Genomic DNA, 24623 nt, shown 5'->3' with positions numbered 1-24623 from the left:
CGCAGTCTAGTCGTTTGCGGGAGGGGTTGCTTTGTCCCCACTGAGAGATGTGGGGACCTTCGCAGCAGTGAACTGCATGGCTTTGGCGATGCCGCGCAGGATGTGGATTTCATCTTGTGTAGGCTGCGCGCGGTTGAACAATTGCGTCAACCGCGGCATCAACTTCTTCGGCGCCGCGGGGTCGAGAAAACCCACAGCCACCAGCGCTTGCTCCAGGTGCGCCAGCATGCCGTTCAACTGCCGCGCATCGGCTTGCACCGCCGGCGCAATACCATTCGCGACGTCATAACCGCCCAGCGCCAGGCGCCATTCGTAGGCGATCAACTGCACGGCAGCGCCCAGGTTCAGCGAGCCGAAGTTCGGGTTGGTGGGAATGCTCAAGGCGACGTGGCAGCGGTAGACGTCTTCGTTGGCCATGCCATAACGCTCGGAACCAAACAGAAACGCAATGCCCTCGGGTAAACCAGCCGCTTGAGCCAAATCGGCCTCTGGCGCAACCTGTGATTGCGCAGGCAGCTCGCCTTTTAATAGCATTTCAAAGTGCTCGCGCGGCGACCGCGTGGGCGGGCCAAAGTCGCGCGGGATCATCGCCGTGGCGCACAGATGGCTCATGCCGTCGAGCGCCTCGTCCAGCGTTTCGACAATGCGCGCGTTGTCCAACACGTCGAGCGCACCACTTGCGCGCTGAATGGTTTCCTGGCGGCGCAGCACGTTGGCCCAGCGCGGGCCCACCAGCACCAAGTCTTGGAAACCCATGGTTTTCATGGCACGCGCGGTGGCGCCAATATTGCCGGCGTGGCTGGTGTTGATCAGGATAAATCGGGTTTGCATCGACAGAGTTATGGGGCTGTAATAGGGTTGAAATACCGAAGTGGTGCACAAAAACAGGCCGACCGGGTAAAATCGAGGGCTATTGTCGCTGTCCGCATCGCCGGGTTGCCTCTTTCCTGTTCTTCACTACAACTTATGTCGTCTTTAAACCTGCACCCCATGCTTAACGTGGCCGTCAAGGCTGCTCGCGCCGCTGGCGCCATCATCAATCGCGCTGCGCTCGACGTGGAGGCCGTGCGGATTTCGCAAAAGCAGGTTAACGACTTCGTCACCGAAGTTGATCAGGCGGCAGAACAGGTCATCATCGAAACGCTGCTCACGGCCTATCCCGGCCACGGCATCCTGGCTGAAGAGTCGGGCACCGAGCATGGCGCAAAAGACTCCGAATACGTCTGGATCATCGATCCGCTGGACGGCACTACCAACTTCATCCACGGCTTTCCGTACTACTGCGTAAGCATTGCGCTGGCCGTCAAAGGCCGCCTGGAACAGGCCGTCATTTACGACCCCACGCGCAACGACTTGTTCACCGCCACCAAGGGCCGTGGCGCTTATCTGAACGAACGCCGCATCCGTGTGTCCAAGCGTATTCGTTTGCAAGAGTGCCTGCTGTCCACGGGCTTCCCGTTCCGCCCGGGCGACAACTTCAAAAACTACCTGGGCATGATGGCCGACATCATGCCGCGCACCGCCGGCCTGCGCCGCCCCGGTGCTGCGGCCCTGGACCTGGCTTACGTGGCCGCCGGTTACTCCGACGGTTTCTTTGAAGCCGGCCTGAACCCTTGGGACATGGCCGCCGGCGCGCTGCTGATCACCGAAGCCGGTGGTCTGGTGGGCAACTTCACCGGTGAGTCTGACTTCCTGGAACAGAAGGAATGCCTGGCCGCCAACCCGCGCCTCTACAGCCAGCTGGTCTCCATCTTCAGCAAATACAGCAAGTTCGCCTCGGCGGGCGAAAAGGCCAGCCTGCGCCAGGCCGGCAACGCCATCGACAAACTCGCCGACGAATCGACGCCCGACGAGGCTTCGACCCACGACGTGGCGACCGACGACAGCGCCGCCGACGCCGCGCCAGCCGCTGCAACCGCAGCCGAGCCACGTCCCACCCTGCGCCGCCAACCACGCTGAGACCCGCAGCGCGCCGCAGAACGTCACCACGTTCTGAGCATAGGCAGCGCAAAAAATCAAAAGCCCCGCCTGCGATCTGCAGGCGGGGCTTTTTGCTGAAGAACTCAGTCGTCGGTGTACTTCTGCGCGATGTCGTAGAAGTCGGTCGACACCTCCATAAACGCATCCAGCATTTCGGGGTCGAAATGGCTGCCGCGCCCTTTGCGCATGATTTCGCAGGCTTCCGGGTGGCTGAATGGCGGCTTGTAGACGCGTTTGCTGATCAGCGCGTCATACACATCGGCAATCGCCATGAGCCGCGCTGCAATCGGAATCGCCTCGCCGGCCAAACCTTCGGGGTAACCGGAACCATCCCATTTCTCCTGGTGGCTCAGGGCAATCTCTTTGGCCAGTGTCAAAAATTCGACCTGCATGCCCAGGCGGGCCTCGGCGTCAACAATCGCATTGCGCCCCAGCGTGGTGTGGGTCTTCATGATCTCGAACTCTTCCGGCGTGAGTTTGCCCGGCTTGAGCAGGATGTTGTCGGGAATGCCAATCTTGCCGATGTCGTGCAGCGGTGCTGATTTGAACAGCAGTTCAATATTGCGGTCGGACAAATAGTCGGTGAAGCGCGGCACCACGCGCAACACCTCGGCCAAGCGGCGCACATACAACTGTGTGCGCCGGATGTGGTTGCCGGTTTCGTTGTCGCGGGTTTCCGCCAGCGAGGCCATTGCCATGATGGTCACGTCCTGGATGGCCTGCACCTCCAGCGTGCGTTTGGCCACCTCTTCTTCGAGGAAGGCGCTTTTGTCGCGCAGGAAATCAGCACTCGCCTTGAGCGCCAGGTGGGTTTCCACACGCGCCAGCAAAATCGGCGGGCTCACGGGCTTGGTGATGTAGTCGGCGGCGCCCAGGGCCAGGCCCTGGGTTTCATCGTCCACCTCTGATTTGGCGGTCAGGAAAATCACCGGAATGTCACGCGTGAGCGGATCGGACTTCAGGCGGCGGCAGACCTCATAACCGTCTATGCCGGGCATCATGATGTCCAGCAGAATCAGGTCGGGTGGCGGGTCGGATGCGGCGATGCGCAGGCCGCGCTCGCCGTGGTTCGCCACCTTCACGCGGTAACGATCCTTGAGCAGTGAACTCATGAGTGACAGGTTGTCGGGCGTATCGTCCACCACCAAAACCGTCACTTCCGACTTCTTGTTCAAAGCGGCAACATTGTCCATGTTTGCGATATGAAATGACCAAGGACCGGCGAGCGCGACGCGATCGCAGGAACAACGATAACCGGATTTTTTATCGCCGCAACAGCTTGTATCGTTTTGTGCGATTTATGCATCACCGTCAGGTCCATCGCGATTCGGTTTGCGATCTCCCATGGCTCCCGGCCAGGGCCACCCAAGGTGATTCATCTGCGTACGGACCGGGAACGGCTTCAGAGGCCAGATAATCACTGCCATTCAATTCGCCATCGCGGCGCCGGGCCGCACTGCGCAGCCCCCGACAGACAGAGAAGAAAGCCTAACTTGTTGATGCAAAAAGAAAAAACAGACACGCCGCAGCCGCCTATGCAGACGCCCATGCCTGATTTTTCCAACCACACGCCGATGATGGCCCAGTATCTGGCGCTGAAAGCCGGGCATCCGGACACCTTGGTGTTCTACCGCATGGGCGACTTCTACGAGTTGTTTTATGCCGATGCCGAAAAGGCCGCAGCCCTGCTCGACATCACCCTCACGCGGCGCGGCCAGTCGGCCGGGCAACCGGTGGTGATGTGTGGCATTCCGTTCCATGCGCTGGAAGGCTATCTGGCCAAGCTGATCCGCCTGGGCGAGTCGGTGGCGATTTGTGAGCAGACCGGCGAAGTCACCGGCAAGGGCCCGGTGGAGCGCAAGGTGGTGCGTGTGGTCACCCCCGGCACCTTGACCGACGCCGAACTGCTGGCCGACAAGACCGAATCGATTCTGCTGGCCGTGCACCAGGGCCCGCGCAACACCTGCGGCCTGGCTTGGCTGAGTCTGACGCAAGCAGAATTGCACCTGGGCGAATGTGCCGCCGATGAGCTTGAAGCCTGGATACAACGCATTGCCCCGGCCGAACTGCTGCTGAGCAGCGATGCCACGGCCAGCTTCAGCCAGCGCCTCAAGGCCCTGGTGCGCAGCAACGCCACAGGTGTGGCCATGTGCACCGCCAGCCGCCCGGGCTGGACCTTTGACAGCGCCCTGGGCCTGCGCAAGCTGCTGGAGCAGCTCCACGCGGCCTCTTTGGCCGCCTGGGGTGCCGACGCGCTGCCCCAAGCCCACGCCGCTGCCGCCGCCCTGCTGACCTATGCGGAGCACACCCAGGGCCGCGCCCTGTCGCACGTGCAAACATTGCGTGTGCAGCGCAACGACGCGGGTATAGACCTGCCGCTGTCCACACGCCGCAACCTGGAGCTGATCCAAACCCTGCGCGGCGAAGACAGCCCCACGCTGTTTTCGCTGCTCGACACCTGCATGACCAGCATGGGCAGCCGCACCCTCAAGCGCTGGCTGCTGGAGCCGCAACGCGACCGCAGCGACGCCAGTGCGCGCCTGCAAACCATAGCCGTGCTGCGCGATGCACAAGGCGCCGGGGGCTGGCAAAAGCTGCGCGAACAACTCAAGGGCTGCAGCGACGTGGAGCGCATCACCGCGCGTGTGGCGCTGCGCCAGGTACGCCCGCGCGAACTGGTGGCGCTGCTGCAAACACTACAAAAAACAGAGCTTCTTGCGCCCGTGCTGCCTGCGCAAACGGCGCTTTTGGCTCAACTCTCCAGCCAGTTGGTGCCGCCACCGCATGGCATCGCCCTGCTGGCCCAGGCCATCATGCCCGAGCCCGCCGCGCTGGTGCGCGACGGTGGTGTCATTGCCAGCGGCTTTGATGCCGAGCTCGACGAGTTGCGTGCCATCCAGACCAATTGCGACGACTTTTTGCTGGCACTGGAGACGCGCGAAAAAGCCCGCACCGGCATCGCCAACCTGCGTGTGCAGTTCAACCGCGTACATGGCTTCTACATCGAAGTCACACAAGGCCAGCTCGACAAGGTACCCGACGACTACCGCCGCCGCCAAACGCTGAAGAACGCCGAGCGCTTCATCACCCCCGAGCTGAAGGCGTTTGAAGACAAGGCACTGTCGGCCCAGGAGCGCGCCCTGGCACGCGAGAAGTGGCTGTTTGAGCAGGTGCTGGATGCGCTGCAAGCCTTTGTGGCACCGCTCACCAGTCTGGCGCATGCGCTGGCCACACTCGATGCACTCTGTGCCCTGGCCGAACGCTCGCTCACACTCGATTGGTGTGCGCCGCAATTTGCCAAGGAGCCATGTATCGACATTGAACGTGGCCGCCATCCGGTGGTGGAGGCACGCCTGGCCGAGACCGCCAACACCAGTTTCATCGCCAACGACACCCGCCTAGGCCCACGCCAGCGCATGCAAATCATCACCGGCCCCAACATGGGTGGTAAGTCGACCTATATGCGCCAGGTGGCCATCATCGTGCTGCTGGCCAGCATGGGCAGCTACGTGCCGGCCAGCAGTTGCCGCCTGGGCCCCATAGACGCCATCCACACACGCATTGGCGCGGCCGACGATCTGGCCAACGCGCAATCGACCTTCATGATGGAGATGACCGAGGCCGCACAAATTTTGCACAGCGCCACGCCGCACAGCCTGGTGCTGATGGACGAGATCGGTCGCGGCACCTCGACCTTCGACGGCCTGGCCCTGGCCTCGGGCATTGCCGCGCAGCTGCACGACAAGACCCAGGCCTTCAGCCTGTTTGCCACCCACTACTTTGAGCTGACCGACTTCCCGGCCAAGCACTTTGCGGCCATCAACGTCCACGTGAGCGCGGCCGAATCGGGCAGCGAAATCGTCTTCCTGCACGAGATCCAGGCCGGCCCCGCAAGCCGCAGCTACGGTATCCACGTGGCGCGCCTGGCCGGCATGCCGGCGGCGGTGCTCAACCACGCACGCCACGCATTGGAAGCGCTAGAGTCGCGCGCCGATGAGAGCCGTGCCCAGGTCGACCTGTTCGCCCCTCCTCCGGCCAGTGCAGCACTCGGCCCCAGCGCCGTAGAATCCGCGCTGAACGCGATCCAGCCCGATACGCTGTCGCCGCGCGAAGCACTGGATGCGCTCTACAGCCTGAAGAAACTCGCGCAGCGCGAGCAGGCTTGAACGGTACCGCATCACCGCCCAAAACGAGAACTCAACAAGGCCATCACCCATGACTTACTGCGTCGCTCTCAAACTCAATGCCGGACTGGTGTTCCTCTCCGATTCGCGCACCAATGCCGGACTCGACCAGGTCAGCACCTTCCGCAAGATGATCGTCTACGAGCGCCCTGGCGACCGCTTTATGGTGCTGCTGTCGGCGGGCAACCTGAGCATTTCGCAATCGGTGCGTGAGCTGCTGCAGGTCGAGGTGCTGCAAGAGAACGACACCGCCGAGCCGCTGACCATCTGGAACGCCAAGAGCATGTTCGACGCCGCGCGTGTGCTCGGCTCGGCCGTGCGCCACGTGTACGACCGCGACGCAGCCTCGCTCAAGGCCGCAGGTGTGGACTTCAACGTGTCCATGATCCTCGGCGGGCAGATCGCCGGTGAAGGCATGCGCCTGTTCCAGGTGTATTCGGCCGGCAACTTCATCGAGGCCACGTCGGAGACGCCCTACTTCCAGATCGGTGAATCCAAATACGGCAAACCCGTGCTCGACCGCGTGCTCAACCCCGACACGCCGCTGGACGAAGCCGCCAAGTGCGCGCTGGTGTCCATGGACTCGACGCTCAAGTCCAACCTGTCGGTAGGCTTGCCGCTGGACCTGGTGGTCTACGAAGCCGACACCTTCCGCACCGACAAGATTGTCTGCATAGACGAGAACAACCCCTACTTCCGCATGCTGCACAACACCTGGGGCCAAAAACTGCGCGAAGCGTTTGACGACATCGAACAACCGCAGTGGGGCGAAGGCCCGGCGGCGGAGCCGCTGATGGTCGCCGGCCCGCGCGGCAAACCGCTGCGCAAGATCACCGCCCCCAACGAGCGCCTGATTTGAGCGTGGCTTCCGGGGCAACGGCGGCGCGTCCGCTCATCGTCTTCTCGCACGCCAACAGCTTTCCTGCGGCCACCTACACGCTGATGTTCGGCGAGTTGCGCCAGCGCGGCTTCGAGGTGGTGGCGCTCGATAAGTTCGGCCACGACCCGGCCCTGCCCGTCACCAACAACTGGCCGCATCTGGTGCAGCAGCTGGCCGACTTCGCGGCTGCGCAAGTGGCTGCGCACGGCGCTCCGGCTTTTCTGGTGGGTCATTCGCTAGGCGGCTTTCTGAGCCTGATGACGGCCGCACGCCATCCCCAACTGGCGCGTGGCGTGTTGATGATCGACTCGCCGGTGCTCGGCGGCTGGCGCGCCAGCGCGCTGGGCCTGGTCAAGAGCACGCCGCTGGTGGGCTCTATCACGCCGGGCAAGGTGAGCCGGCGCCGGCGCAACCGCTGGCCCGATGTGGAGGCGGCATTTGAACACTTCCGTCACAAGAAAGCCTTCGCCCAATGGGACGAACGTGTGCTGCGCGACTACGTGGAACACGGCATGCACGACGAAGACGGCCAGCGTGTGCTGAGCTTCGATCGCGACGTGGAAACCGCCATCTACAACACCCTGCCGAACAACCTCGACCGGCTGCTGCGTACACACCCGCTGCAATGCCCTGCGGCCTTCATAGGCGGCACACGCTCCGAAGAAATGCGCCAGGTCGGCATGGCACTGACCCACAAGGTCGTGGGCGGCGACGGTACGCTGCCCGGACGCATCAGCATGCTCGACGGCAGCCACCTGTTCCCCATGGAAAAGCCCGTCGCGACGGCGGCGGCGATTGAGGCGGCGTTGCGAAACTTGCTGGGCTGAAGGCTCTGCTTGCAACTCGGCAACGCTGACTCGCTTTAGCCAGCGATGGCCTCGAAACGCTGCACCAGATTGCGCCCCTTCTGCTTGGCTTTGTAGAGTGCCTTGTCGGCACTGTTCAACAGCTGCTCGAACGACTGGCCGCGCGCCAGCGACGCCACGCCTATGCTCACGGTGAACGGCACCGGCGTGCCGGCATCGTCGTCGACACGCAGATGCTGGGCTTCCTTCCGCAGCGACTCGGCCAGCACCTCGGCGTTGGCGCCACTGGTTTCCGGCAGGATGATGACAAACTCTTCGCCCCCCAGGCGCGCCACGGTGTCCACACCCTGACGCACACGCAGCCGGCAGGTGTCGGCCACGGCACAGATCACGCGGTCACCCACCAGGTGGCCCCAGTTGTCGTTCACGCTCTTGAAGGAGTCTATGTCAACCATCAGGACCGACAGCGGATGTTCAAAACGCGCCGTGCGTTTGCATTCCTTGGCGCCCACCTCCATCAAGGTGCGGCGGTTGGCCAGTCCGGTGAGTGCGTCGGTAGAGGCCAGCAGTTCCAATGCCGTGTTCAGGCCTTGCAGCAGGCTGTTTTGCTCGGCCAGCTTGTGGTTGATTTCCGCAATTTCGTCTTCTTTGCGTTTACGGTCATCGATGTTGAAGGTCACGCCGATAAAGCGCTGACCGGGCACTTCGGCGCGGGCGTCCATGATGCGGCCGTAGTTGGCAAACCAAAGCCAGCCGCCGCTTTTCGTCCGCAGCCTGAACTCACAGCGGTACTGCTGGGTTTTGCCGGAGAAAACATCGGCCAAGGCGGCCTTGGTGGCATCCACGTCGCCGGGGTGCACAAGTTGCAGCGTGTTCGCCACCAAGGCGGGAATTTCTTCATCGCTGTAACCCAGTTCCCTAAAAGTCTTCAACGCCTTGCGCGTGACATCGCCCGTGAGGAGATTGTTCTCCCACAGATCCAGCCCGGCGGCCTCCAGCGCCAATTCCAGGCGCTCTTTGTTGAGATCTTTTTCGTCCATGGACCAAGCCCCAAAAGGGTTTACAACGCAGGCATTGCGCCGGCGTAGCCAATGCTGCGCAGCAGTGTGGCGAACGACGCCACGACGCCCGGCGTGTTGTACAGCGCCGGCACGGTGCTGACCTGGATCACACTCACCATCTGCCCAGTGCTTTTGCCGCTAGTGGCATCGAAGTACAGCGCCAGGTCGTCGCTGGCATTGGAGAAGCCGCGCCCGGTGCTTTCGGAGTAATAACAAATCGAATCCGGCGCAATGATGTCGGGCAGCGCACTCTGGTTCGAATACATGATGAGATTCTCATTCATGTTGTAGATGGTGTGGGTCTCGGTGCTTTGTGTCGGGTCGGGGTTGTTGTCGAGTTGGATCACCCCCGCATCAAGCGACGCCGCCGTGGTCGACTGGCTGATGGCCGTGATGTAGAAATTGCGCACGCTGACCGATGCCGTACGCCCCGTCAGATAGGCGATTTGCTCGGCCACTGCATCGGACGACGGCGTCTGTGATGCCTGCAGCAAAAACTGCCCCAATGCCCGGACCTGGGACAAGGTGCCGGGGATATAGGCCCCGGTCAAGGCGCAAGCGTTGCCGGGATTCGAAGGCCACAGCGCAATGCCGGAAAAACCGCCAAAACCCGACAACACGCCGCCGGCCATCTTCTCCATCTGGGCGGCAGTGGGTGAACTCAGCAGGGCCGACTCCATGGTGCGCATATCCGCCACATCGGTCGCCAGGGCACAGGGGCTCACGGGCAAGGCGCTGGCGCCGGCAAAGGTGGTCTGCGGCAACTCGGGCACGGCGCGCCCCGCGCCATCACCGTCCACCACCCACAGATTGGCGGATGGCAGCGTGGCCGCCAGCAGCGGCACCAGCGAGTTGATCGCACCAATTTCGATAGGGATCACACATCCAGCGGCGTAGCCCGTGCCGGACTTCAGCAAAGCCAAGGTGTTGACCACAGAGTTTTGAATATCGGCCAGTGTGAGCTGGTCACCCGCGTCGGGCGAGCCCATCATGGCAACCACACAGCCGGCGGTGTCGCCGTCGTAGGGCTTGACGGTCACGCTGCCAGCCCAGCCGCTGTCGGCCAGCTGTTGCAGGATGGAAACGGCATCACGGTAACTGCCGCCGCCACCACTGGCCATGACCGCGGCGCCCGCAGCGATATATTCGAGGTCGGCAAGTCCATAACTGCTAGAAGACATTGAATTCCTAGTCATGATGCAAAGAACGTTCCTGGGCCAAGTCTGGCACAAAATGTAACGATGACCCCAGACCGCTGTTGTTTTGCCGAATTTATATTTTGCGCAGCCCGCTTACGCGGGGCGTCAACAGCCCACTTCTGGAACTGATACATGCAGGCAAACAAGCCACCAGGCGCACCACATCATCTGATGCGTTGGCTCGGCCAGATGTTGGGCCGGCACCCCCGCGTGCTGGGCGTGTTGTGCGGCTATAGCGTGGCCCTGGTGGTCACAGCCGGCCTCGCTTTTGTGGCATTGGAGCTACAGATCAAGGAGGTCAAGGCGGGGCACACCCAGGTGCTGGGCCGCATGCAGGCGATACAAGACGACGTCGGCAAGCTGCTGACCGCGCTCAATGCCTCGTATCCATCGGATTGCACACCCGAAAACCTGAACCAGTTGCGCAGCCTGCTGTTCAGCCACCGCTACGCACGCGACATAGGCCTGCTGGATGAACAACACAGGCAGTTCTGCAGCACCAGCCTGGGGCTGTTCGAAACGCCCGAACGGCAAAGAGAAGGCGGCATCGATGGCTCGATTGGCCGCTACCACCTGAGAGCCGAGGTACGCCTGTCGAAAACCAGCCTTCGTACCACCTTGGTCGAACGCGACCGCTTCATCGTCACCATTGACGACAAGCCCGCACAAGACATGTTTGCGCAGTTCAGCGATGCTGTCTGGGCAGGTAGCGGCCAACAGCGCCGCCGGGTCTTCAAAAGCAGTGAAGACAACTTGACCGATGACCCGCTCCCCAGCAACACCGAAGCACTACGCGTCCTGTGGGGCAATGCGCAACTGCTGGTCACCACCCACAAGCCCGGTGTCAGCCCGATCTCGGTGCAGTCGGTGATCAAACCCGCCGATTTATACGATAACCAATATGAAATCCTGGCTGGTGCTGTGGGCCTGTTTTTCCTTTTGGCCTTTCTCACCAGCGAAGCGGTCACACAACGTTGCCGCTACTTCCAGTCCATGGACTACCGCATCCATCACATGTGCACACCAGCGGGTGTGGTGTGTCACTACCAACCCATACTGGATCTGGCGAGTGGCAAAGTGGTGGGTTGCGAAGTGCTGGGGCGATTGCTCGACCAGGACCAGCTGATGTACCCCGACCAATTCATTCCCGCACTCAATCGGCAGGGGCTGAACTGGTCGTTTGACCGCCTGGTGAGCAGCCGCGCTTTAAGAGACCTGGCGAGCGCACTGCCCGCGCAGAACAACTTTGTGGTGGCGCTGAACTTCTTTCCGCAAAACCTCAGGCGTGATGCCATACACGCCCACCTCAAAGCAGCCCAGGAAGCGCTAGGCCGCAGCGACATGCAGATCGAACTCGAGGTCACCGAATATGATTTTGCGCCCGAGATACTGCCCGAGCTGCGCAAGCTCAAAGCCAACGGTTTCTCCATCTCTATCGACGATTTCGGCACCGGCTACTCCAACCTCGGCATGGTCAAACGCATGGCCCCGGACCGCTTGAAAATCGACCGCACATTTGTCTACGAGATGGAAGACGCCACCCTGCGTTCAAGCCTCATCCCTGAAATCATAGGCATCGCGCAAGCCGTGGGCAGCGAAGTGATTGCAGAAGGCATTGAAACTGCCGAACAGGCCTACAGCCTGCGCGCGCTGGGCGTGCAGTATGGGCAGGGCTACCACTTTGCGCGGCCGCTGCCGCTGGACGCATTCATCACTTATCTGTGCGAACACGCGGTCGGTGCCGATCCGGCCTCGTCGGCTCAGAAAACCCACACGCCGTGAGGGCAACATCGGCAGCCACAGGCAAGCCGTGCCATGATTTCGCCTCCACCCACACAGGAGCACCAGATGCGCCGTCTGACCGCCAACGACTTTCCCGCAGAGCTGCTGGAGCTTTACGACTACTACGTGCACGGCAAGATTTCGCGGCGTGATTTTGTCGACCGCGCCGGCAAGTTTGCGGTGGGTGGCATGACGGGTGCGGCCGTGCTGGCCTCGCTAAGCCCGAACTACGCGCTGGCCCAGCAAGTGTCGTTCACCGATCCAAGCATCGTGGCCGACTACATCACCTACCCTTCGCCCAACGGCCACGGCAAGGTGCGCGGCTACCTGGTGCGCCCGGCCAAAGTCGCTGGCAAGCTGCCGGCTGTTGTGGTGGTGCACGAGAACCGCGGGCTCAACCCCTACATCGAAGACGTGGCGCGCCGCACGGCCAAGGCCGGTTTTGTGGCGCTGGCGCCCGATGGCTTGAGCTCCGTGGGCGGCTACCCAGGCAACGACGACAAAGGCCGTGAACTGCAAATGCAGGTCGACCCGGCCAAGCTGATGAACGACTTTTTTGCGGCAATTGAGTTTTTGCTGCGCCATGACGCCAGCACCGGCAAAGTGGGCATCACCGGCTTTTGTTATGGCGGTGCGGTGGCAAACGCCGCCGCCGTGGCCTACCCCGAGCTGAGCGCTGCCGTGCCGTTTTATGGCCGCCAGGTGCGCGCAGAGGACGTGGCTCGCATCAAAGCCCCGCTGCTGATCCACTACGCAGAAACCGACCCTGGTGTAAACCAGGGCGCTGCAGCCTACGAAGCAGCACTCAAGGCCAATAACAAAAGCTTTGAGTCGTACACCTACGCGGGCACAAACCACGGCTTCCACAACGACTCCACACCCCGTTATGACGAGGCGGCGGCCAAACTGGCCTGGGATCGCACCATCAAGTGGTTTCAACGTTATCTGGCCTAGCGGTTTAGCCGCCTGCTAGGGTGTCAAGCAGGCTGAAGGCGCACGTCAGTTCACATTTGCGCCACGATCTATGGCTCCCGGAAGTTCAAACTTGCGCCATTCCGTTTGAATTTCCTTCCTGGAGCAGATCATGGCAGACACACCCAGCACACCTACAAGCCCCTCGAACGGCGCACGCCCCATGGTTGGCCCGGCCATGTTGATCGAGGTTTCTCATCTGCAGCACTCGAACGGCGCCGCCCGTCATCACGCAGCAGAGACACAAAAGAGCACAGATCGAGACCTGCTGCGTCTCTCGGCCGCTACCGTGCTGTGCGGCCTGGGCCTGCTGATGCTTGCGCTGATTCGCTAATGCCGCGACCCAGGTGCGCGGTTTTTTGGCCTTAGAACCTACGACGAGTACAGCGAGACCACCATGCCTTCAAAGCTTGAAAACCTCAACGAAACCAAAGATGGCGCGCGCTTCTCGATGGAGGGGGATTGGTTGGGCACCCATATCACCGTGGTGACGGCATACGACGGCAACTACGACGACTGGCCCTACCACGTGTACCTGCAAACCGGTGAAAGTCCGCGCCAGCGACTTACAACCCGCCCCACCACACGCAGGGGAAGCACCAAGCTCAGCGCTTTCGAGCAAGGCCTGCTGCTGGCCGTCAACTCGCTCACGCGCGCCCCCAAATCGGCCGGCACAACGACCACGAAAAAAGAAGCCCCAGCGCCTAACGCACGCCCACCATTTGTCGACATGGGGACGCAAATGCCATCACATGTTGGCGCTCAAGCACTCATGCCGCTGGATTAGTGCGCACCTGTTCAGCCGCAACCGCAAGCACGGCCACCCGACGCGTCCACGCCGCGCCAAAGTCTTTGGCCAGCCGTTGCACCACCCCATCCAACACCGCTGAAGGCATGGCCGCAAGCTGCCCGACTGCCGCCGGTGGGCGCCCAGTCAACGTGGCGCCAACTGCTGGTAGACCACTTCGGCCACACGCAACAAGGCTTGGCGGTCGGCGCCGGCAGACAAGGCATAACCAAAATCTTTGTCGACCCAGTAGAAAACATTGACCGCGCCGTCCTGCCCAAAACGGAAGGCGCTCTCTCGGCCCGCGTCCTCGCGCGTGACGTACAAGGTCAGGCGTTGCGCCTGTGCATCACCAAACATGAACTGCGCCACCGGCCCTTTGTCGCCCGGCAACAAACGCCCACCGATCAAGTGATAACCCAGCCCGGTCAAGTCGGGTGGCCGCACATTGGCGCCCATGCGTTTGGTGAGCCAGGTGACCAGCGCCTGCTCCTGATCGCCCGCTACTTCCACTGGCCGACGCTGGTCGGGGCTGTAGACCACATGCGCCACGGCGGCCCTGTGTGCAAAACCTTGCAGGGGCGCGCTGGCCACCACAGCCGAGCCCAGTCGCGTGCCGGCGTCGGTCACCCCCCTGAGCCACCAGGCGGAACCGGCACTCGCCACCGCGATCATCAAGCCCGCGGCCAGTGAACGCCAGGGCCAGTTCGCCGCAGAAGTGGCTACGCGGGACAAGCCTGCCCCATGCAAGGGCAAGCGCAGTGGCAACGGTTCGTCGAGCACGGCTGCGAAGTGTTTACGCAGTTGCTGGTTCTGCTCAAGCCAGTCGTCCACGCGCGCACGCTCGGCTGGGTGCGCAGCCAAAAATGCCTCGACCGCCGCGCGCCGCGCCGGGGCCAACTGCTCATCCGCAAACGCGTGTAAATCGGCTTCGCTGATGGGCGCCACACCGCCGGTGGCAGGCGCAGAAACGTGAAGTGAAGAGCTGTCCATATTATTTGATCCGCCGCAAAGGACTGGCATCGGCTACGCCTGAAGGGGCCGGGTCGGCCGTGCGGCCCTGCATCTCTTGCCTGAGGCGCTCGCGCGCGCGCGCCAGGCGCGACATCACCGTGCCCGAGGGCAGACCGGTGATGCTGGCCACCTCCTGATAAGTCATGCCCTCCAGTGCCACCAGCAACAGCACCTCGCGTTGCTCGGGTGGCAAACGCTGCAGGGCGCGGTCAAGGTCGCGCAGTTCCAGGCCATCGGCCTGCTCGGCGCGCTGCAGCGACTCGGGTACTTCGTCGCCTGCAGCATCTTCGGGACGGCTGCGCCGGGCGCGAGTGCCGTCTATGAAGTGGTTGTGCATGATGCCGAACATCCAGGCGCGGATCTCGCCGCGCTTTTGCCACATGGAGAATCGGCTCCAGGCGCGCTCCAGCGTGTCCTGCACCAGGTCGTCGGCAAGCGCAGCGTCGGCCAGCAGGCCACGCGCATAACGCCGCAGGCTGGGAATGCAGGCCAGAATGGCGGCTTCGTCTGATGCGCGCATGTGTGGGTGTGGCCGGCCTCAGGGTTTGATCACGTGCCAGACATTTTTGAAGTTGTCGCCCGTGGCGTCACCGGCCTTCATGTCCGACTTGTACAGATAGACCGGCTTGCCTTTGTAGGCCCATTGTTTGCCACCATCGTCGCGCGTGATGATGCTCATGTCGCCTTCTGGCATGGCTCCGGCCTCGGCCATGACCGGTGGCCACAGCCCGGCACAGGGGCCGTTGCAGACACTTTTGCCGCTGCCGGCAACGTCGTTGTCAAAGGTGTAAAGCGTCATGCCGGCGGTGTTGACCAACATGCCGCCCGCCGTTTTGACCGGCGCGGCGGCCATGGCCACACCCGACACCAAGGCCGCAGCCGACAAAACCAGGGTGGATAAAAGTGAAGATTTCATGGAGAGTCCTATCAAAAGTTAAAGGGCACAGCAGGTAGACGGATGCCACCCTCCACTTATTCCGGGCATCAGAAAAAATATTCTGCCTGCCTGCACGGCACGGCGCCATCCCAGGCAAGCCAAGGCGCATCTAGGCGCAATTTGCCATCAGGCGCCGTCCTGTGCCTCGGTCAGCCGCTCTGGCAAAGCCAAGCACTTTCCCAGATCACCAATGATTTATTTCACGCGCCCCGCATTTATTTGCATCCAAGCTTGAACCGGCAGCGTATTGGCTGTAGTCGCAGCGCTTTTGCTGACGGCCCAACCCCACGGAGCCCAACATGTCTTCCATTCAACGGTCTTCTAGAAAACTTGCTTGCTTCAGTCTTGCGGTGGTGATGTCTGCGGCCTCTGTCGCAACGCTGGCCGCCGATGTGATGGTCGGTGGCGCGCCCATGCTGCCCACCAAGGACATCATCGACAATGCCGTCAACTCCAAGGACCACACCACCCTGGTGGCCGCCGTCAAGGCCGCCGGCCTGGTCGATACGCTGAAAGGCTCCGGCCCGTTCACGGTGTTCGCGCCCACCAACGCTGCATTCGCCGCCCTGCCCGCGGGCACGATAGACACTTTGCTCAAGCCGGAAAACAAAGCCATGCTGACCAAGGTGCTGACCTACCACGTGGTCGCCGGCAAATGGGATGCCGCCGCCATCAGCAAGATGATCAAGGACGGCGGCGGCATGGCCACCATCAAGACCGTGAGCGGCGGCAGCTTGACCGCCAAGAGCAGCGGCATGGGCGTGACGCTGACCGATGAAAAAGGCGGCAGCGCCAAGGTGACGATTGCCGATGTCTACCAGTCAAACGGCGTGATCCACGTGGTCGACAAGGTGTTGTTGCCAAACTGATTTTGGCGGCTACAAGATGTCCCCGGCTTCCAGCTCCGGGGTCAACACCAGTCGCTGCGAAATGGCCGCCGCCACCTCCAGCAGCGGTGCCACATAGGCTTGTTCGGGTTGCGCCTTCTGGCGGAACAACAAGGTGCTGACGCTGATGGCGGCCAGCGGCGTGCCCTGGCTGCCGCGCACCACGGCAGCAAAGCAGTGGATGCCGGCCTCGTTTTCCTCGTCGTCGACCGACCAGCCACGCATGCGCGTGTGTTGCAATTCGGCGCGCAACTTCGGCAGGGTGGTCAACGTGTGTGGCGTGAACCTGGGCAGCGCCAGCCCCGCCAACTGCGCCTCCAGCGCATCGTCTTCCAGCGCCGCCAGATAAGCCTTGCCCACGGCTGTGGCGTGCATGGCCACGTCGGTGCCTATGCGTGAACTCATACGCACGGCGCTGGGGCTTTCCAGCTTTTCGATGAAGACCATGCTGCTGCCCTGCCCCACTTTGCCATTCGGCACCGCCAGGTGCACGGTCTCGCCCGTCAAGTCGCGCAGGCGCTTGAGTTCATCCACAGCCGCCAGGCGTAGCTCGGACCGCCCCCAACTGCGACTGGCCAGTTGGATCAAGCGCGGCCCCAGCGCCAGCGTGCCGGCTTGTTGCCGCTCGACCAACATGCGTTCAAGCAGCAGCGCCGCGACGATGCGATGCACCGTGGGCCGCGGAAACCCGGTTGCCCGGGCCAGGCTGGCGACGGTCACGGCGTCGCTTGCGTCGGCCACATGTTGCAGCACCAGCATGAACTTGCCAAATGCAGCGGTGCCGGCCACTGCGCCGGTGTCGGCAAGCGCCACTGCAGGTGAGGATTCAGTTTTTTTGCGCATACCGCGATGATGCCGTCTCAGGTGATCATGTAGCCGCCATCCACTGGCAGGATCACCCCGGTCATGAAAGATGCTGCGGGGGTGCACAAGAATACTGCGGCACGCGCCACATCGACCGGTTTGCCCCAGCGGCCCAGTGGCGTGCGCGCCAAGATGGGGCCGGAGCGCGCCGGGTCGTTCTGCAGCGGTTTGGTCAAGGGCGTGTCTATCCAGCCCGGTGCCACGGCGTTGACACGAATGCCGTCCGGCGCATAGGCAATCGCTAGCGATTTGGTGAGCTGCGCCACACCGCCCTTGCTGGCCGAGTAGCCCGGCACCAGGCCACCGCCAAAGAAGCTCAGCATAGAGGCCGTGTTGACGATGCAGCCCCCCCTGGCCTTGAGCCGTTCACGCGTGGCGCTGCACACACGCATGGTGCCGGTGAGGTTGACGGCCAACACCTTCTCAAACACTTCCAGGTCATGTTCGGCGCCACGCTGGATGATGCCGGCGCAGTTGAAGACGATGTCGAGTTGGTCAATGCCTTGCAGCGCCTCGGCCAGGCTTTCTGCCGAGGTCACATCGGCCTGGCGCACGTCGACCTTGGGCACCAGCGTGCCGTCGCCCTGGCCCAAACCCAGCGCCGTGACTTCAGCGCCCATCTCTGCCAATTGGTTGGCAATCACCGCGCCTATGCCTTGTGTGGCCCCGGCCACCAATGCGCGTTTGCCTTTGAATAAATCGACCTGGTATGTCATCAAAACGTCCTTTTCAAGCCCATTGCTTGGTATCACGGTTAACGGATAAATTGGTTGGTGTAGTCCGCGCCCAAACCCACGCTCTCGAAATGTTTGCGGCACATGTCGATCTTGGTGAACACGTCTTCGTAACCCATGCCTTTGCCCCAGGGGTCGGTGTAGTACATGACACCGTTGACCTGAAAGTAAGTGATCATTTCTTCCACATCTTCGGGCACATAAAGCGTGTGTGTTTCACCCGGGGGTTCGAACACATAACTGCCCTCCACCGCTTCCCAGTCGTGCTCCAGGTAACGCCAGCGGCCCTTCAGCACAAAGCCGTGCACCGCCTGCGGATGACGATGCCGGCTCAGCACCCCCGACTTGCGCACACGCAGCAGGTTCATCCAGTAGCCCTGGCTGGCGTTCAGGCACAAGGGGCGAAACCAGACGTTTTCAGCCTGCGGCACCCACAGCCGTTCGTCGGTGGGAATGGCCTGCGGCACCACGATCTCCGGCAAAGCATGCGGCGGATTCGGGTACTGATAAGGCATCAGCGGCTCGGCGTCGGGGCGGTCTACTGGCATGTTGCAGCTCCTGGTGTTTTCATTTCGTCCATAATATGGACATATTTCTATAATATGGACACATTATAGAAAGCCAGGTGTGTCGCCTGGCTAGGGATTTCCCGTTGCGGCGCAATACCCCACAAAACAAAAGAGGCCCAAATGGGCCTCTTGAGACAACACCATGTAGCGTTCAGCGCGCCGCCAGCAACAAGGTTTCGCCGGTCTGCGCGTCGCGCCCCGACACCTTGAAAAACGCCACGGTTTGCACCAGGTCGTCGGCCTGGCTCCGCAGGCTGGAGGCTGCCGCCGCCATCTGCTCCACCAGCGCGGCGTTCTGCTGCGTCACCTGGTCGATCTGCGTCACCGCTTCACCCACCTGCGCGACACCCTGGCTTTGCTCGGAACTGGCCGCACTGATCTCGCCCATGATGTCGGTCACACGCTGGATGGACTGCACCACCTCGTCCATGGTGGCGCCGGCTTTGCGCACCAGGGTGCCGCCGTGGGTCACGCGGTCGGTGCTTTCGCCGATCAGCGTCTTGATCTGTTTGGCCGCTTCGGCGCTGCGCCCGGCCAGGCTGCGCACTTCGCTGGCCACCACGGCAAAGCCTCGGCCCTGCTCACCCGCGCGAGCGGCTTCCACCGCCGCGTTCAGGGCGAGTATGTTGGTCTGGAACGCAATGCCGTCGATCACACTGATGATCTCGGATATCTTGTGGCTGGACTCGCTGATGGACTCCATGGTGCTCACCACTTCGCGCACCACCACGCCGCCGTCCCTGGCCACCTTGGCAGCCGCCTTGGCCAGTTGATCGGCGGTTTTGGCATTGCTGGCGTTGTGCTGCACGGTGGAGCTCAGCTCCTCCATGCTGGCTGCGGTTTGCTCCAGCGCGCTGGCCTGGCTTTCGGTGCGCGACGAAAGGTCGTGGTTGCCCTGCGCAATCTCCACGCTGGCGGTGGATACCGAATCCGAGCCCTGGCGCACGCGGCTGACAATCTGCCCCAGCCGGTGCTGCATACCCGACAAGGTTTTCAGCACCTGCGAGATTTCGTCGTTGCCACGGATATCGGCCCGGTGCGTCAGGTCGCCCTCGGCCACCGCGTCCGACAGCACCATCGCCTCATTGAGTGAACGCGAAATGCCCTTGAGCAGCAGCAGGCCGCTGCCCACCGCCAGAATCACGCCCAGCACCATGGCCACGACGGAGACGGTCACGATGACGCTGTACTGCGCCAACTCGTTTTTGTACTCCTGTGCTGCCACATCCACCTGGATCTGCGTCAGCTTTTCAAGCAGTTCTGTGACCTTGGGCGCCAAGGGTGACACCTTGGTCTTGTAGATCTGCATTGCTTCGTCCGGCTTGCCCGCCCGCATGACCTGGCCGGCGGCCATCAGGCCGTCCTTCTGGTAGACGTCAGCGGCCTCGGTATATTCCTTGGCGAGACGCGCCTCCTCGGCCACCATCTCGGATGAAGCGTAGGCCTTCCAGTCGGCAGCGATTTTGTCGCTGTTCCTGAGCATCTCATCCACGCGGCGCTGTGCATTCGCAGGCGCGGGATTGAGCAAGGTGTCCATCAGCAGCACACGGTTGCGCGTGAGCAGGTAGTTGATGTTGGCAAGATGCTCCATCGGCAGAACGTTGTTGACGTAAACCGAGTTCAACGCCTGGTTCGAGGAGCGAATGCCATACAGGCCTATACCCCCCACCGCAACGAGCAGCACCGACATCAAACCAATCAAGGCCAGCAAACGGGTGGAGATTTTGAGATTTTTCATCGCAGATTCCAAGAGAGGCAGATGCTTCAGAATCTATACCTCTCTCGCCACCAGTTCCAGCGTTATTAACGTGGCTATCGGCTAAATAGCGACGCTATCACCAGCCGTTTTTAAATGCTGTTCAGGCGCTGTTCAAACACCTTAGGGTCCATGGCGCCAGCGTTGTTTCACCAAGGTGGAACAACGCTCTACAACGTTCTTATTCGGCCCAGACCACCAGCCCACTCCAGGCGGTGCCAAGGACCACCAGGCCAAACACAATGCGGTACCAGGCAAACGGCACAAAGTTGTGGCTGGAGATGTAGCGCAGCAACCAGCGCACACACAGCCAGGCGCTGAGGAAGGAAAACAGCAGGCCCACGGCGAACATCGGCGCATCCGCCATAGACAGCAACGCGCGCTCCTTGTACAGGCTGTAGACACCCGCGCCAATCAGCGTAGGAATGGCCAGGAAGAACGAAAAGTCGGTGGCGGTCTGGCGCGACAAGCCGAGCAACATGCCGCCAATGATGGTGGAGCCGCTGCGGCTGGTGCCGGGGATCATGGCGAAGCATTGCACCAGGCCCACCTTCAGTGCGTCCAGCGTGCTCATGTCGTCCACGTTGTGCACGCGGACGGAGGTAGCCGGACGCCGCTCGGCCCACAGAATGATGAAGCCACCGATGATGAAGGTGCTGGCCACCACGATAGGGGTGAACAGGTGCGCCTTGATCACTTTGCCAAACAACAGGCCCAGCACCACGGCTGGCAAAAAGCCCACAAGCACATTCAGCGCCAACTGCTGCGCCGAGCGCTGCGTGGGCAAAGCCAGCACGGTTGATTTGATCTTTTGCCAATAGACCATGATGACCGCCAGAATGGCGCCGGTCTGTATGGCGATGTCGAAGACCTTGGCCTTGTCATCATCCAGCCCGAGCAAGGCGCCGGCCAGAATCAAATGCCCGGTGGATGAAATCGGAAGAAACTCGGTAAGTCCTTCCACAATGCCCATGATGGCCGCTTTGGTCAGCAATACGATATCCACACACTCTCCCTGGTTGAGTGCTGGCATTATGACCGGCGGGTTTGTACCTAGACCACCTTCTACTCACTTGTTTACAGCTTGTTTACAGCGCACGCCAATGACCATTCTTGAACCCACGGCACAGCCAGCCGAAACCCACGGTGTGAGCCAGATCCTGCGTTACTGGCTAGGCGACGCACTCGACCAGCCCAGCGGCTGGCCCAGCGCCCCGGCCATAGAACAAAGCTGGTTTCAAGGCGGCCCGGCAGTGGATGCCGAAATCACCGCCCGTTTTGGCCCACTGGTGCAGCAAGCCCTCAGCGGCGGTCTGCCTTGCTGGGAGGTCAAACCGTTGCCGCGCCTGGCCTTGCTGCTGCTGCTCGACCAGTTCACGCGCAATGTGTTTCGCGGGCAGCCCCAAGCCTTCATGGGTGATACCCGCGCCCAGTCCTTGGTGCTGGCAAGCTTGCAGCAAGACCCGGACACACTGCAGGCCCTGCCGCTGGCCGGCCAGTTGTTTTGGGGCATGCCCTTGATGCATGCCGAAGACGTGACGCTGCAGGAGCGCAGCGTCGCCTACTTCGAGACCTTGGCGGCACACACACCGCAGGCACAGCAAGAACGTGTGGCGCGCTCGGTGGCGGCGGCCAAAGAACACCGCGACATCGTGGCGCGGTTTGGGCGCTTTCCGCATCGCAACGCGGTGCTGGGGCGTACGTCCACACCAGAGGAAATGGCGTTTCTGAAGAACGGACCACGCTTTGGGCAATAAATGGCTCTAGCGCTTAGCCAATAAGCGCAGAAAGCTCTTAAATCAAGAGCAAACTAAGCCAGGCTCGCGCGCGCTTGCCCCACCAGCCAATCTTCAAACACCGCCAGCGCCGGCCTTACTTCTGCTTGCACCGGCACCACCAGGTAGTAACCGCGCTGGCCGCGCAGCGGCCGGTCACACGCCACCACCAGGTCGCCACGGCGCAATTCGTCTTCAATCAGGATACGCGGCACCAGGGCGATGCCCAGGCCGTGTGCGGCGGCACTGGCGGTCATGGAGAACAATTCAAAACGTGCCCCGCTCAACGGCTGGTGCGCCACCACACCTTCGGCATCAAACCATTGGCGCCAGCCATCGGGCCGCGTGCTTTGCTGCAACAGCGGCAGCAAAGCGATGGCCTCGGGCGACAGGGGTTTGCCGCCGGGCAGCCAGCGCGGGCTGCACACCGGCACAACTTCTTCATCCAGCAGGCGCACGGCACGTGTGCCCGGCCAGTTGGCCACCTGCTCGGCGGTGCCGGCGTAGAGCGCCGCATCGAACAGGTTGTCGGCAAACAGGAATGGGCGCGTGCGGGTCTCGATATGCAGCATCAAGTCTGGGTGCAAGGCCGACAAGCCGGCCAGGCGTGGAATCAGCCAGCGTGTGGCAAACGTGGCCACGGCCGCCAATGCCAGCGTGCCGCCGGCGCCTTGCCGCGCCATCACGTTCAAGGTGTCCAGCTCCAGCGCATCCAGGCGGCTGCCCACTTGGCGCGCGTAATCCAGCCCACTCTCGGTCAGGGCCACGCCATGGCGCGTGCGGCGAAACAGCACCACCCCCAAAAACTCTTCCAGCGCCGCGATCTGGCGCGACACCGCGCCCTGCGTCAGCGCCAGCTCTTGTGCGGCGCGGGTATAGCTCTCGTGGCGCGCCGCCGACTCAAAACACAGCAACGCTTGGGTGGACGGTATTTTTCGCCTCAAAATATTCTCAAAAGAGTGTTGAGGCGCTGATTTTGCCCAAATTCAGCACCATGAAATGCAAAACACTCATACCTTGGTGAAAAACTCTCGCTTGCGGTGTGTCTGCGACGGGCATAAAGTCGCGGCAACTTTTTTCCACCCTGTTTCGAGGAGCACAACACCATGGCCAACGCAAAATTCAACTGGGAAGACCCGTTTCTGCTGGACCAGCAGCTCACCGACGACGAACGCATGGTGCGCGACGCCGCCAACGCCTACTGCCAAGGCCGTCTGGCGCCACGTGTGCTCAACGCCTTCCGCAATGAAACCACCGACGTCAGCATCTTCCGCGAGATGGGCGAAGTTGGCCTGCTGGGCCCCACGATCCCCGAGCAATACGGCGGCCCCGGCCTGAACTACGTGGCCTACGGCCTGATCGCACGCGAAGTGGAACGTGTGGATTCGGGTTACCGCTCCATGGCCAGTGTGCAAAGCTCGCTGGTGATGGTGCCGATTTATGAATTCGGCACCGAAGCGCAAAAACAAAAATACCTGCCCAAGCTGGCCAGCGGCGAATGGATTGGCTGCTTCGGCTTGACCGAACCCGACCATGGCTCCGACCCCGGCAGCATGGCCACACGCGCCATCAAGACCGCCGGCGGCTACAAGCTCAAGGGCAACAAGATGTGGATCACCAACAGCCCCATTGCCGATGTGTTTGTGGTCTGGGCCAAGGAAGTCAGCGAGAGCGGCGCCGTCGGCCCAATCCGCGGCTTCGTGCTCGAAAAAGGCATGAAGGGCCTGACCGCTCCGGCCATCCACGGCAAGGTCGGCCTGCGCGCCTCCATCACCGGCGAAATTGTCATGGATGATGTGTTTGTGCCTGAAGAAAACGCCTTCCCTGAAGTGCAAGGCCTGAAGGGCCCGTTCACCTGCCTGAACAGCGCACGCTACGGCATCAGCTGGGGCGCCATTGGTGCGGCCGAAGACTGCTGGCACCGCGCGCGCCAATACGTGCTGGACCGCAAACAATTCGGCCGCCCACTGGCCGCCAACCAGCTCATCCAGAAGAAGCTGGCCGACATGCAGACCGAGATCACCCTGGGCCTGCAAGGCAGTCTGCGCCTGGGCCGTATGAAGGACGAAGGCACGGCCGCCGTGGAAATCACCTCCATCATGAAGCGCAACAACTGCGGCAAGTCTTTGGACATCGCCCGCATGGCGCGCGACATGATGGGTGGCAACGGCATCAGCGACGAGTTTGGCGTGGCGCGCCATTTGGTCAACCTGGAAGTGGTGAACACCTATGAAGGCACGCATGACGTGCACGCGCTGATTCTCGGCCGCGCCATCACCGGCATTGCAGCGTTTAATTGAACACCCCCAGGTTGCTCACTGCGTGTAGCGCCCACCCCTTGCAGGGGGCAACGCCTGCGGCCCGGCAAAGTCGGTTCCGCGGCGTTCGCGCGTAAACAGCCGAACTGCCGAGTTACCGATAGATATGTGACTCCGA

The 24623-nt window shown here is 62.0% G+C and carries 24 protein-coding genes; 11 read left to right on the top strand and 13 right to left on the bottom strand.

Annotated features, from left to right (window positions below; all coding sequences use genetic code 11):
* Nucleotides 1-6: 6 nt before the first annotated feature.
* On the bottom strand, nucleotides 7-831 hold the full coding sequence (locus ACFQ95_RS02370) for an RNA methyltransferase (protein WP_422829184.1): 825 nt from the start codon (nucleotides 829-831) through the stop codon (nucleotides 7-9).
* A gap of 135 nt (nucleotides 832-966) precedes the next feature.
* Between ACFQ95_RS02370 and ACFQ95_RS02365 the strand changes: the two genes are divergently transcribed.
* Complete coding sequence (locus ACFQ95_RS02365; protein WP_422829183.1) at nucleotides 967-1959, top strand: inositol monophosphatase family protein; 993 nt, start codon at nucleotides 967-969, stop codon at nucleotides 1957-1959.
* A 104-nt stretch (nucleotides 1960-2063) separates the two neighbouring features.
* Here ACFQ95_RS02365 and ACFQ95_RS02360 read toward each other — a convergent pair whose 3' ends face one another.
* Entirely contained in the window at nucleotides 2064-3173 is a 1110-nt protein-coding gene (locus ACFQ95_RS02360; RefSeq protein ID WP_422829182.1) for a response regulator, read from the bottom strand.
* A 306-nt stretch (nucleotides 3174-3479) separates the two neighbouring features.
* Between ACFQ95_RS02360 and mutS the strand changes: the two genes are divergently transcribed.
* Genes mutS through ACFQ95_RS02345 form a run of 3 tightly spaced genes read left to right on the top strand, consistent with a single transcriptional unit; the run spans nucleotide 3480 to nucleotide 7871 of the window.
* Complete coding sequence (gene mutS, locus ACFQ95_RS02355) at nucleotides 3480-6146, top strand: DNA mismatch repair protein MutS (protein ID WP_422829181.1); 2667 nt, start codon at nucleotides 3480-3482, stop codon at nucleotides 6144-6146.
* A gap of 49 nt (nucleotides 6147-6195) precedes the next feature.
* Entirely contained in the window at nucleotides 6196-7023 is an 828-nt protein-coding gene (locus ACFQ95_RS02350; protein ID WP_422829180.1) for a peptidase, read from the top strand.
* Nucleotides 7020-7871 carry an alpha/beta fold hydrolase gene (locus ACFQ95_RS02345; protein ID WP_422829179.1) on the top strand — a complete coding sequence of 284 codons (852 nt, stop codon included), beginning with the start codon at nucleotides 7020-7022 and terminating at the stop codon, nucleotides 7869-7871. The genes ACFQ95_RS02350 and ACFQ95_RS02345 overlap by 4 nt, the downstream gene beginning before the upstream one ends.
* A gap of 35 nt (nucleotides 7872-7906) precedes the next feature.
* On the opposite strand, the gene ACFQ95_RS02340 is transcribed toward ACFQ95_RS02345, so the two are convergent.
* Together ACFQ95_RS02340 and ACFQ95_RS02335 are read right to left on the bottom strand one after the other, a co-directional pair.
* The gene (locus tag ACFQ95_RS02340; protein WP_422829178.1) at nucleotides 7907-8890 is read right to left on the bottom strand and encodes a sensor domain-containing diguanylate cyclase; all 984 of its coding nucleotides are present in this window, start codon (nucleotides 8888-8890) and stop codon (nucleotides 7907-7909) included.
* A 20-nt stretch (nucleotides 8891-8910) separates the two neighbouring features.
* Entirely contained in the window at nucleotides 8911-10092 is a 1182-nt protein-coding gene (locus ACFQ95_RS02335) for a DUF917 family protein (protein WP_422829177.1), read from the bottom strand.
* A gap of 150 nt (nucleotides 10093-10242) precedes the next feature.
* Here ACFQ95_RS02335 and ACFQ95_RS02330 point away from each other — a divergent pair, with 150 nt between their 5' ends.
* From ACFQ95_RS02330 to ACFQ95_RS02315, 4 genes are all read left to right on the top strand, one after another.
* Complete coding sequence (locus ACFQ95_RS02330; RefSeq protein WP_422829176.1) at nucleotides 10243-11892, top strand: EAL domain-containing protein; 1650 nt, start codon at nucleotides 10243-10245, stop codon at nucleotides 11890-11892.
* Nucleotides 11893-11958: 66 nt separating this feature from the next.
* Nucleotides 11959-12846 carry a YghX family hydrolase gene (gene yghX, locus ACFQ95_RS02325; RefSeq protein WP_422829175.1) on the top strand — a complete coding sequence of 296 codons (888 nt, stop codon included), beginning with the start codon at nucleotides 11959-11961 and terminating at the stop codon, nucleotides 12844-12846.
* Between the two features lie 130 nt (nucleotides 12847-12976).
* Nucleotides 12977-13198 (top strand): hypothetical protein, encoded by a 222-nt coding sequence (locus ACFQ95_RS02320; RefSeq protein WP_422829174.1) that lies wholly within the window; start codon nucleotides 12977-12979, stop codon nucleotides 13196-13198.
* Nucleotides 13199-13261: 63 nt separating this feature from the next.
* On the top strand, nucleotides 13262-13651 hold the full coding sequence (locus tag ACFQ95_RS02315) for a hypothetical protein (protein ID WP_422829173.1): 390 nt from the start codon (nucleotides 13262-13264) through the stop codon (nucleotides 13649-13651).
* A gap of 147 nt (nucleotides 13652-13798) precedes the next feature.
* Here ACFQ95_RS02315 and ACFQ95_RS02310 read toward each other — a convergent pair whose 3' ends face one another.
* The 3 genes from ACFQ95_RS02310 to ACFQ95_RS02300 are packed head-to-tail and all read right to left on the bottom strand — an operon-like array spanning nucleotide 13799 to nucleotide 15581.
* Nucleotides 13799-14644: an anti-sigma factor family protein gene (locus ACFQ95_RS02310; protein WP_422829172.1), complete on the bottom strand. Its 846-nt coding sequence runs from the start codon at nucleotides 14642-14644 to the stop codon at nucleotides 13799-13801.
* Between the two features lies 1 nt (nucleotide 14645).
* Nucleotides 14646-15185 carry an RNA polymerase sigma factor gene (locus ACFQ95_RS02305; protein WP_422829171.1) on the bottom strand — a complete coding sequence of 180 codons (540 nt, stop codon included), beginning with the start codon at nucleotides 15183-15185 and terminating at the stop codon, nucleotides 14646-14648.
* An 18-nt stretch (nucleotides 15186-15203) separates the two neighbouring features.
* Nucleotides 15204-15581: a hypothetical protein gene (locus tag ACFQ95_RS02300; protein WP_422829170.1), complete on the bottom strand. Its 378-nt coding sequence runs from the start codon at nucleotides 15579-15581 to the stop codon at nucleotides 15204-15206.
* A 320-nt stretch (nucleotides 15582-15901) separates the two neighbouring features.
* On the opposite strand from ACFQ95_RS02300, the gene ACFQ95_RS02295 reads away from it, so the two are divergent.
* On the top strand, nucleotides 15902-16471 hold the full coding sequence (locus ACFQ95_RS02295) for a fasciclin domain-containing protein (RefSeq protein WP_422829169.1): 570 nt from the start codon (nucleotides 15902-15904) through the stop codon (nucleotides 16469-16471).
* Between the two features lie 9 nt (nucleotides 16472-16480).
* Here ACFQ95_RS02295 and ACFQ95_RS02290 read toward each other — a convergent pair whose 3' ends face one another.
* The 5 genes from ACFQ95_RS02290 to ACFQ95_RS02270 all read right to left on the bottom strand — a co-directional run bounded on the left by ACFQ95_RS02290 (nucleotide 16481) and on the right by ACFQ95_RS02270 (nucleotide 21418).
* Nucleotides 16481-17332, bottom strand: a complete 852-nt coding sequence (locus ACFQ95_RS02290; RefSeq protein ID WP_422829168.1) for an IclR family transcriptional regulator — start codon at nucleotides 17330-17332, stop codon at nucleotides 16481-16483.
* Between the two features lie 17 nt (nucleotides 17333-17349).
* Nucleotides 17350-18069: an SDR family NAD(P)-dependent oxidoreductase gene (locus ACFQ95_RS02285; RefSeq protein ID WP_422829167.1), complete on the bottom strand. Its 720-nt coding sequence runs from the start codon at nucleotides 18067-18069 to the stop codon at nucleotides 17350-17352.
* Nucleotides 18070-18107: 38 nt separating this feature from the next.
* Nucleotides 18108-18635: a 2,4'-dihydroxyacetophenone dioxygenase family protein gene (locus ACFQ95_RS02280; RefSeq protein ID WP_422829166.1), complete on the bottom strand. Its 528-nt coding sequence runs from the start codon at nucleotides 18633-18635 to the stop codon at nucleotides 18108-18110.
* Between the two features lie 172 nt (nucleotides 18636-18807).
* A complete protein-coding gene (locus tag ACFQ95_RS02275) occupies nucleotides 18808-20394 on the bottom strand; it encodes a methyl-accepting chemotaxis protein (protein WP_422829165.1) in 1587 nt (528 codons plus the stop codon).
* A 199-nt stretch (nucleotides 20395-20593) separates the two neighbouring features.
* Nucleotides 20594-21418, bottom strand: coding sequence for an undecaprenyl-diphosphate phosphatase (locus tag ACFQ95_RS02270; protein ID WP_422829164.1), 825 nt, complete (start codon nucleotides 21416-21418; stop codon nucleotides 20594-20596).
* 97 nt (nucleotides 21419-21515) lie between these two features.
* On the opposite strand from ACFQ95_RS02270, the gene ACFQ95_RS02265 reads away from it, so the two are divergent.
* Entirely contained in the window at nucleotides 21516-22169 is a 654-nt protein-coding gene (locus ACFQ95_RS02265) for a DUF924 family protein (RefSeq protein ID WP_422829163.1), read from the top strand.
* A 53-nt stretch (nucleotides 22170-22222) separates the two neighbouring features.
* Here ACFQ95_RS02265 and ACFQ95_RS02260 read toward each other — a convergent pair whose 3' ends face one another.
* Nucleotides 22223-23131, bottom strand: a complete 909-nt coding sequence (locus ACFQ95_RS02260; protein ID WP_422829162.1) for a LysR substrate-binding domain-containing protein — start codon at nucleotides 23129-23131, stop codon at nucleotides 22223-22225.
* Between the two features lie 162 nt (nucleotides 23132-23293).
* Between ACFQ95_RS02260 and ACFQ95_RS02255 the strand changes: the two genes are divergently transcribed.
* Nucleotides 23294-24487, top strand: a complete 1194-nt coding sequence (locus tag ACFQ95_RS02255; RefSeq protein ID WP_422829161.1) for an acyl-CoA dehydrogenase — start codon at nucleotides 23294-23296, stop codon at nucleotides 24485-24487.
* Nucleotides 24488-24623: the final 136 nt, after the last annotated feature.

The sequence above is a fragment of the Variovorax sp. HJSM1_2 genome (assembly GCF_049316285.1).
Taxonomy (GTDB): domain Bacteria; phylum Pseudomonadota; class Gammaproteobacteria; order Burkholderiales; family Burkholderiaceae_C; genus Rhodoferax_B.
The sequence above is the reverse complement of the archived record's forward strand: the minus strand, read 5'-3'. Positions and strand labels throughout refer to the sequence as shown.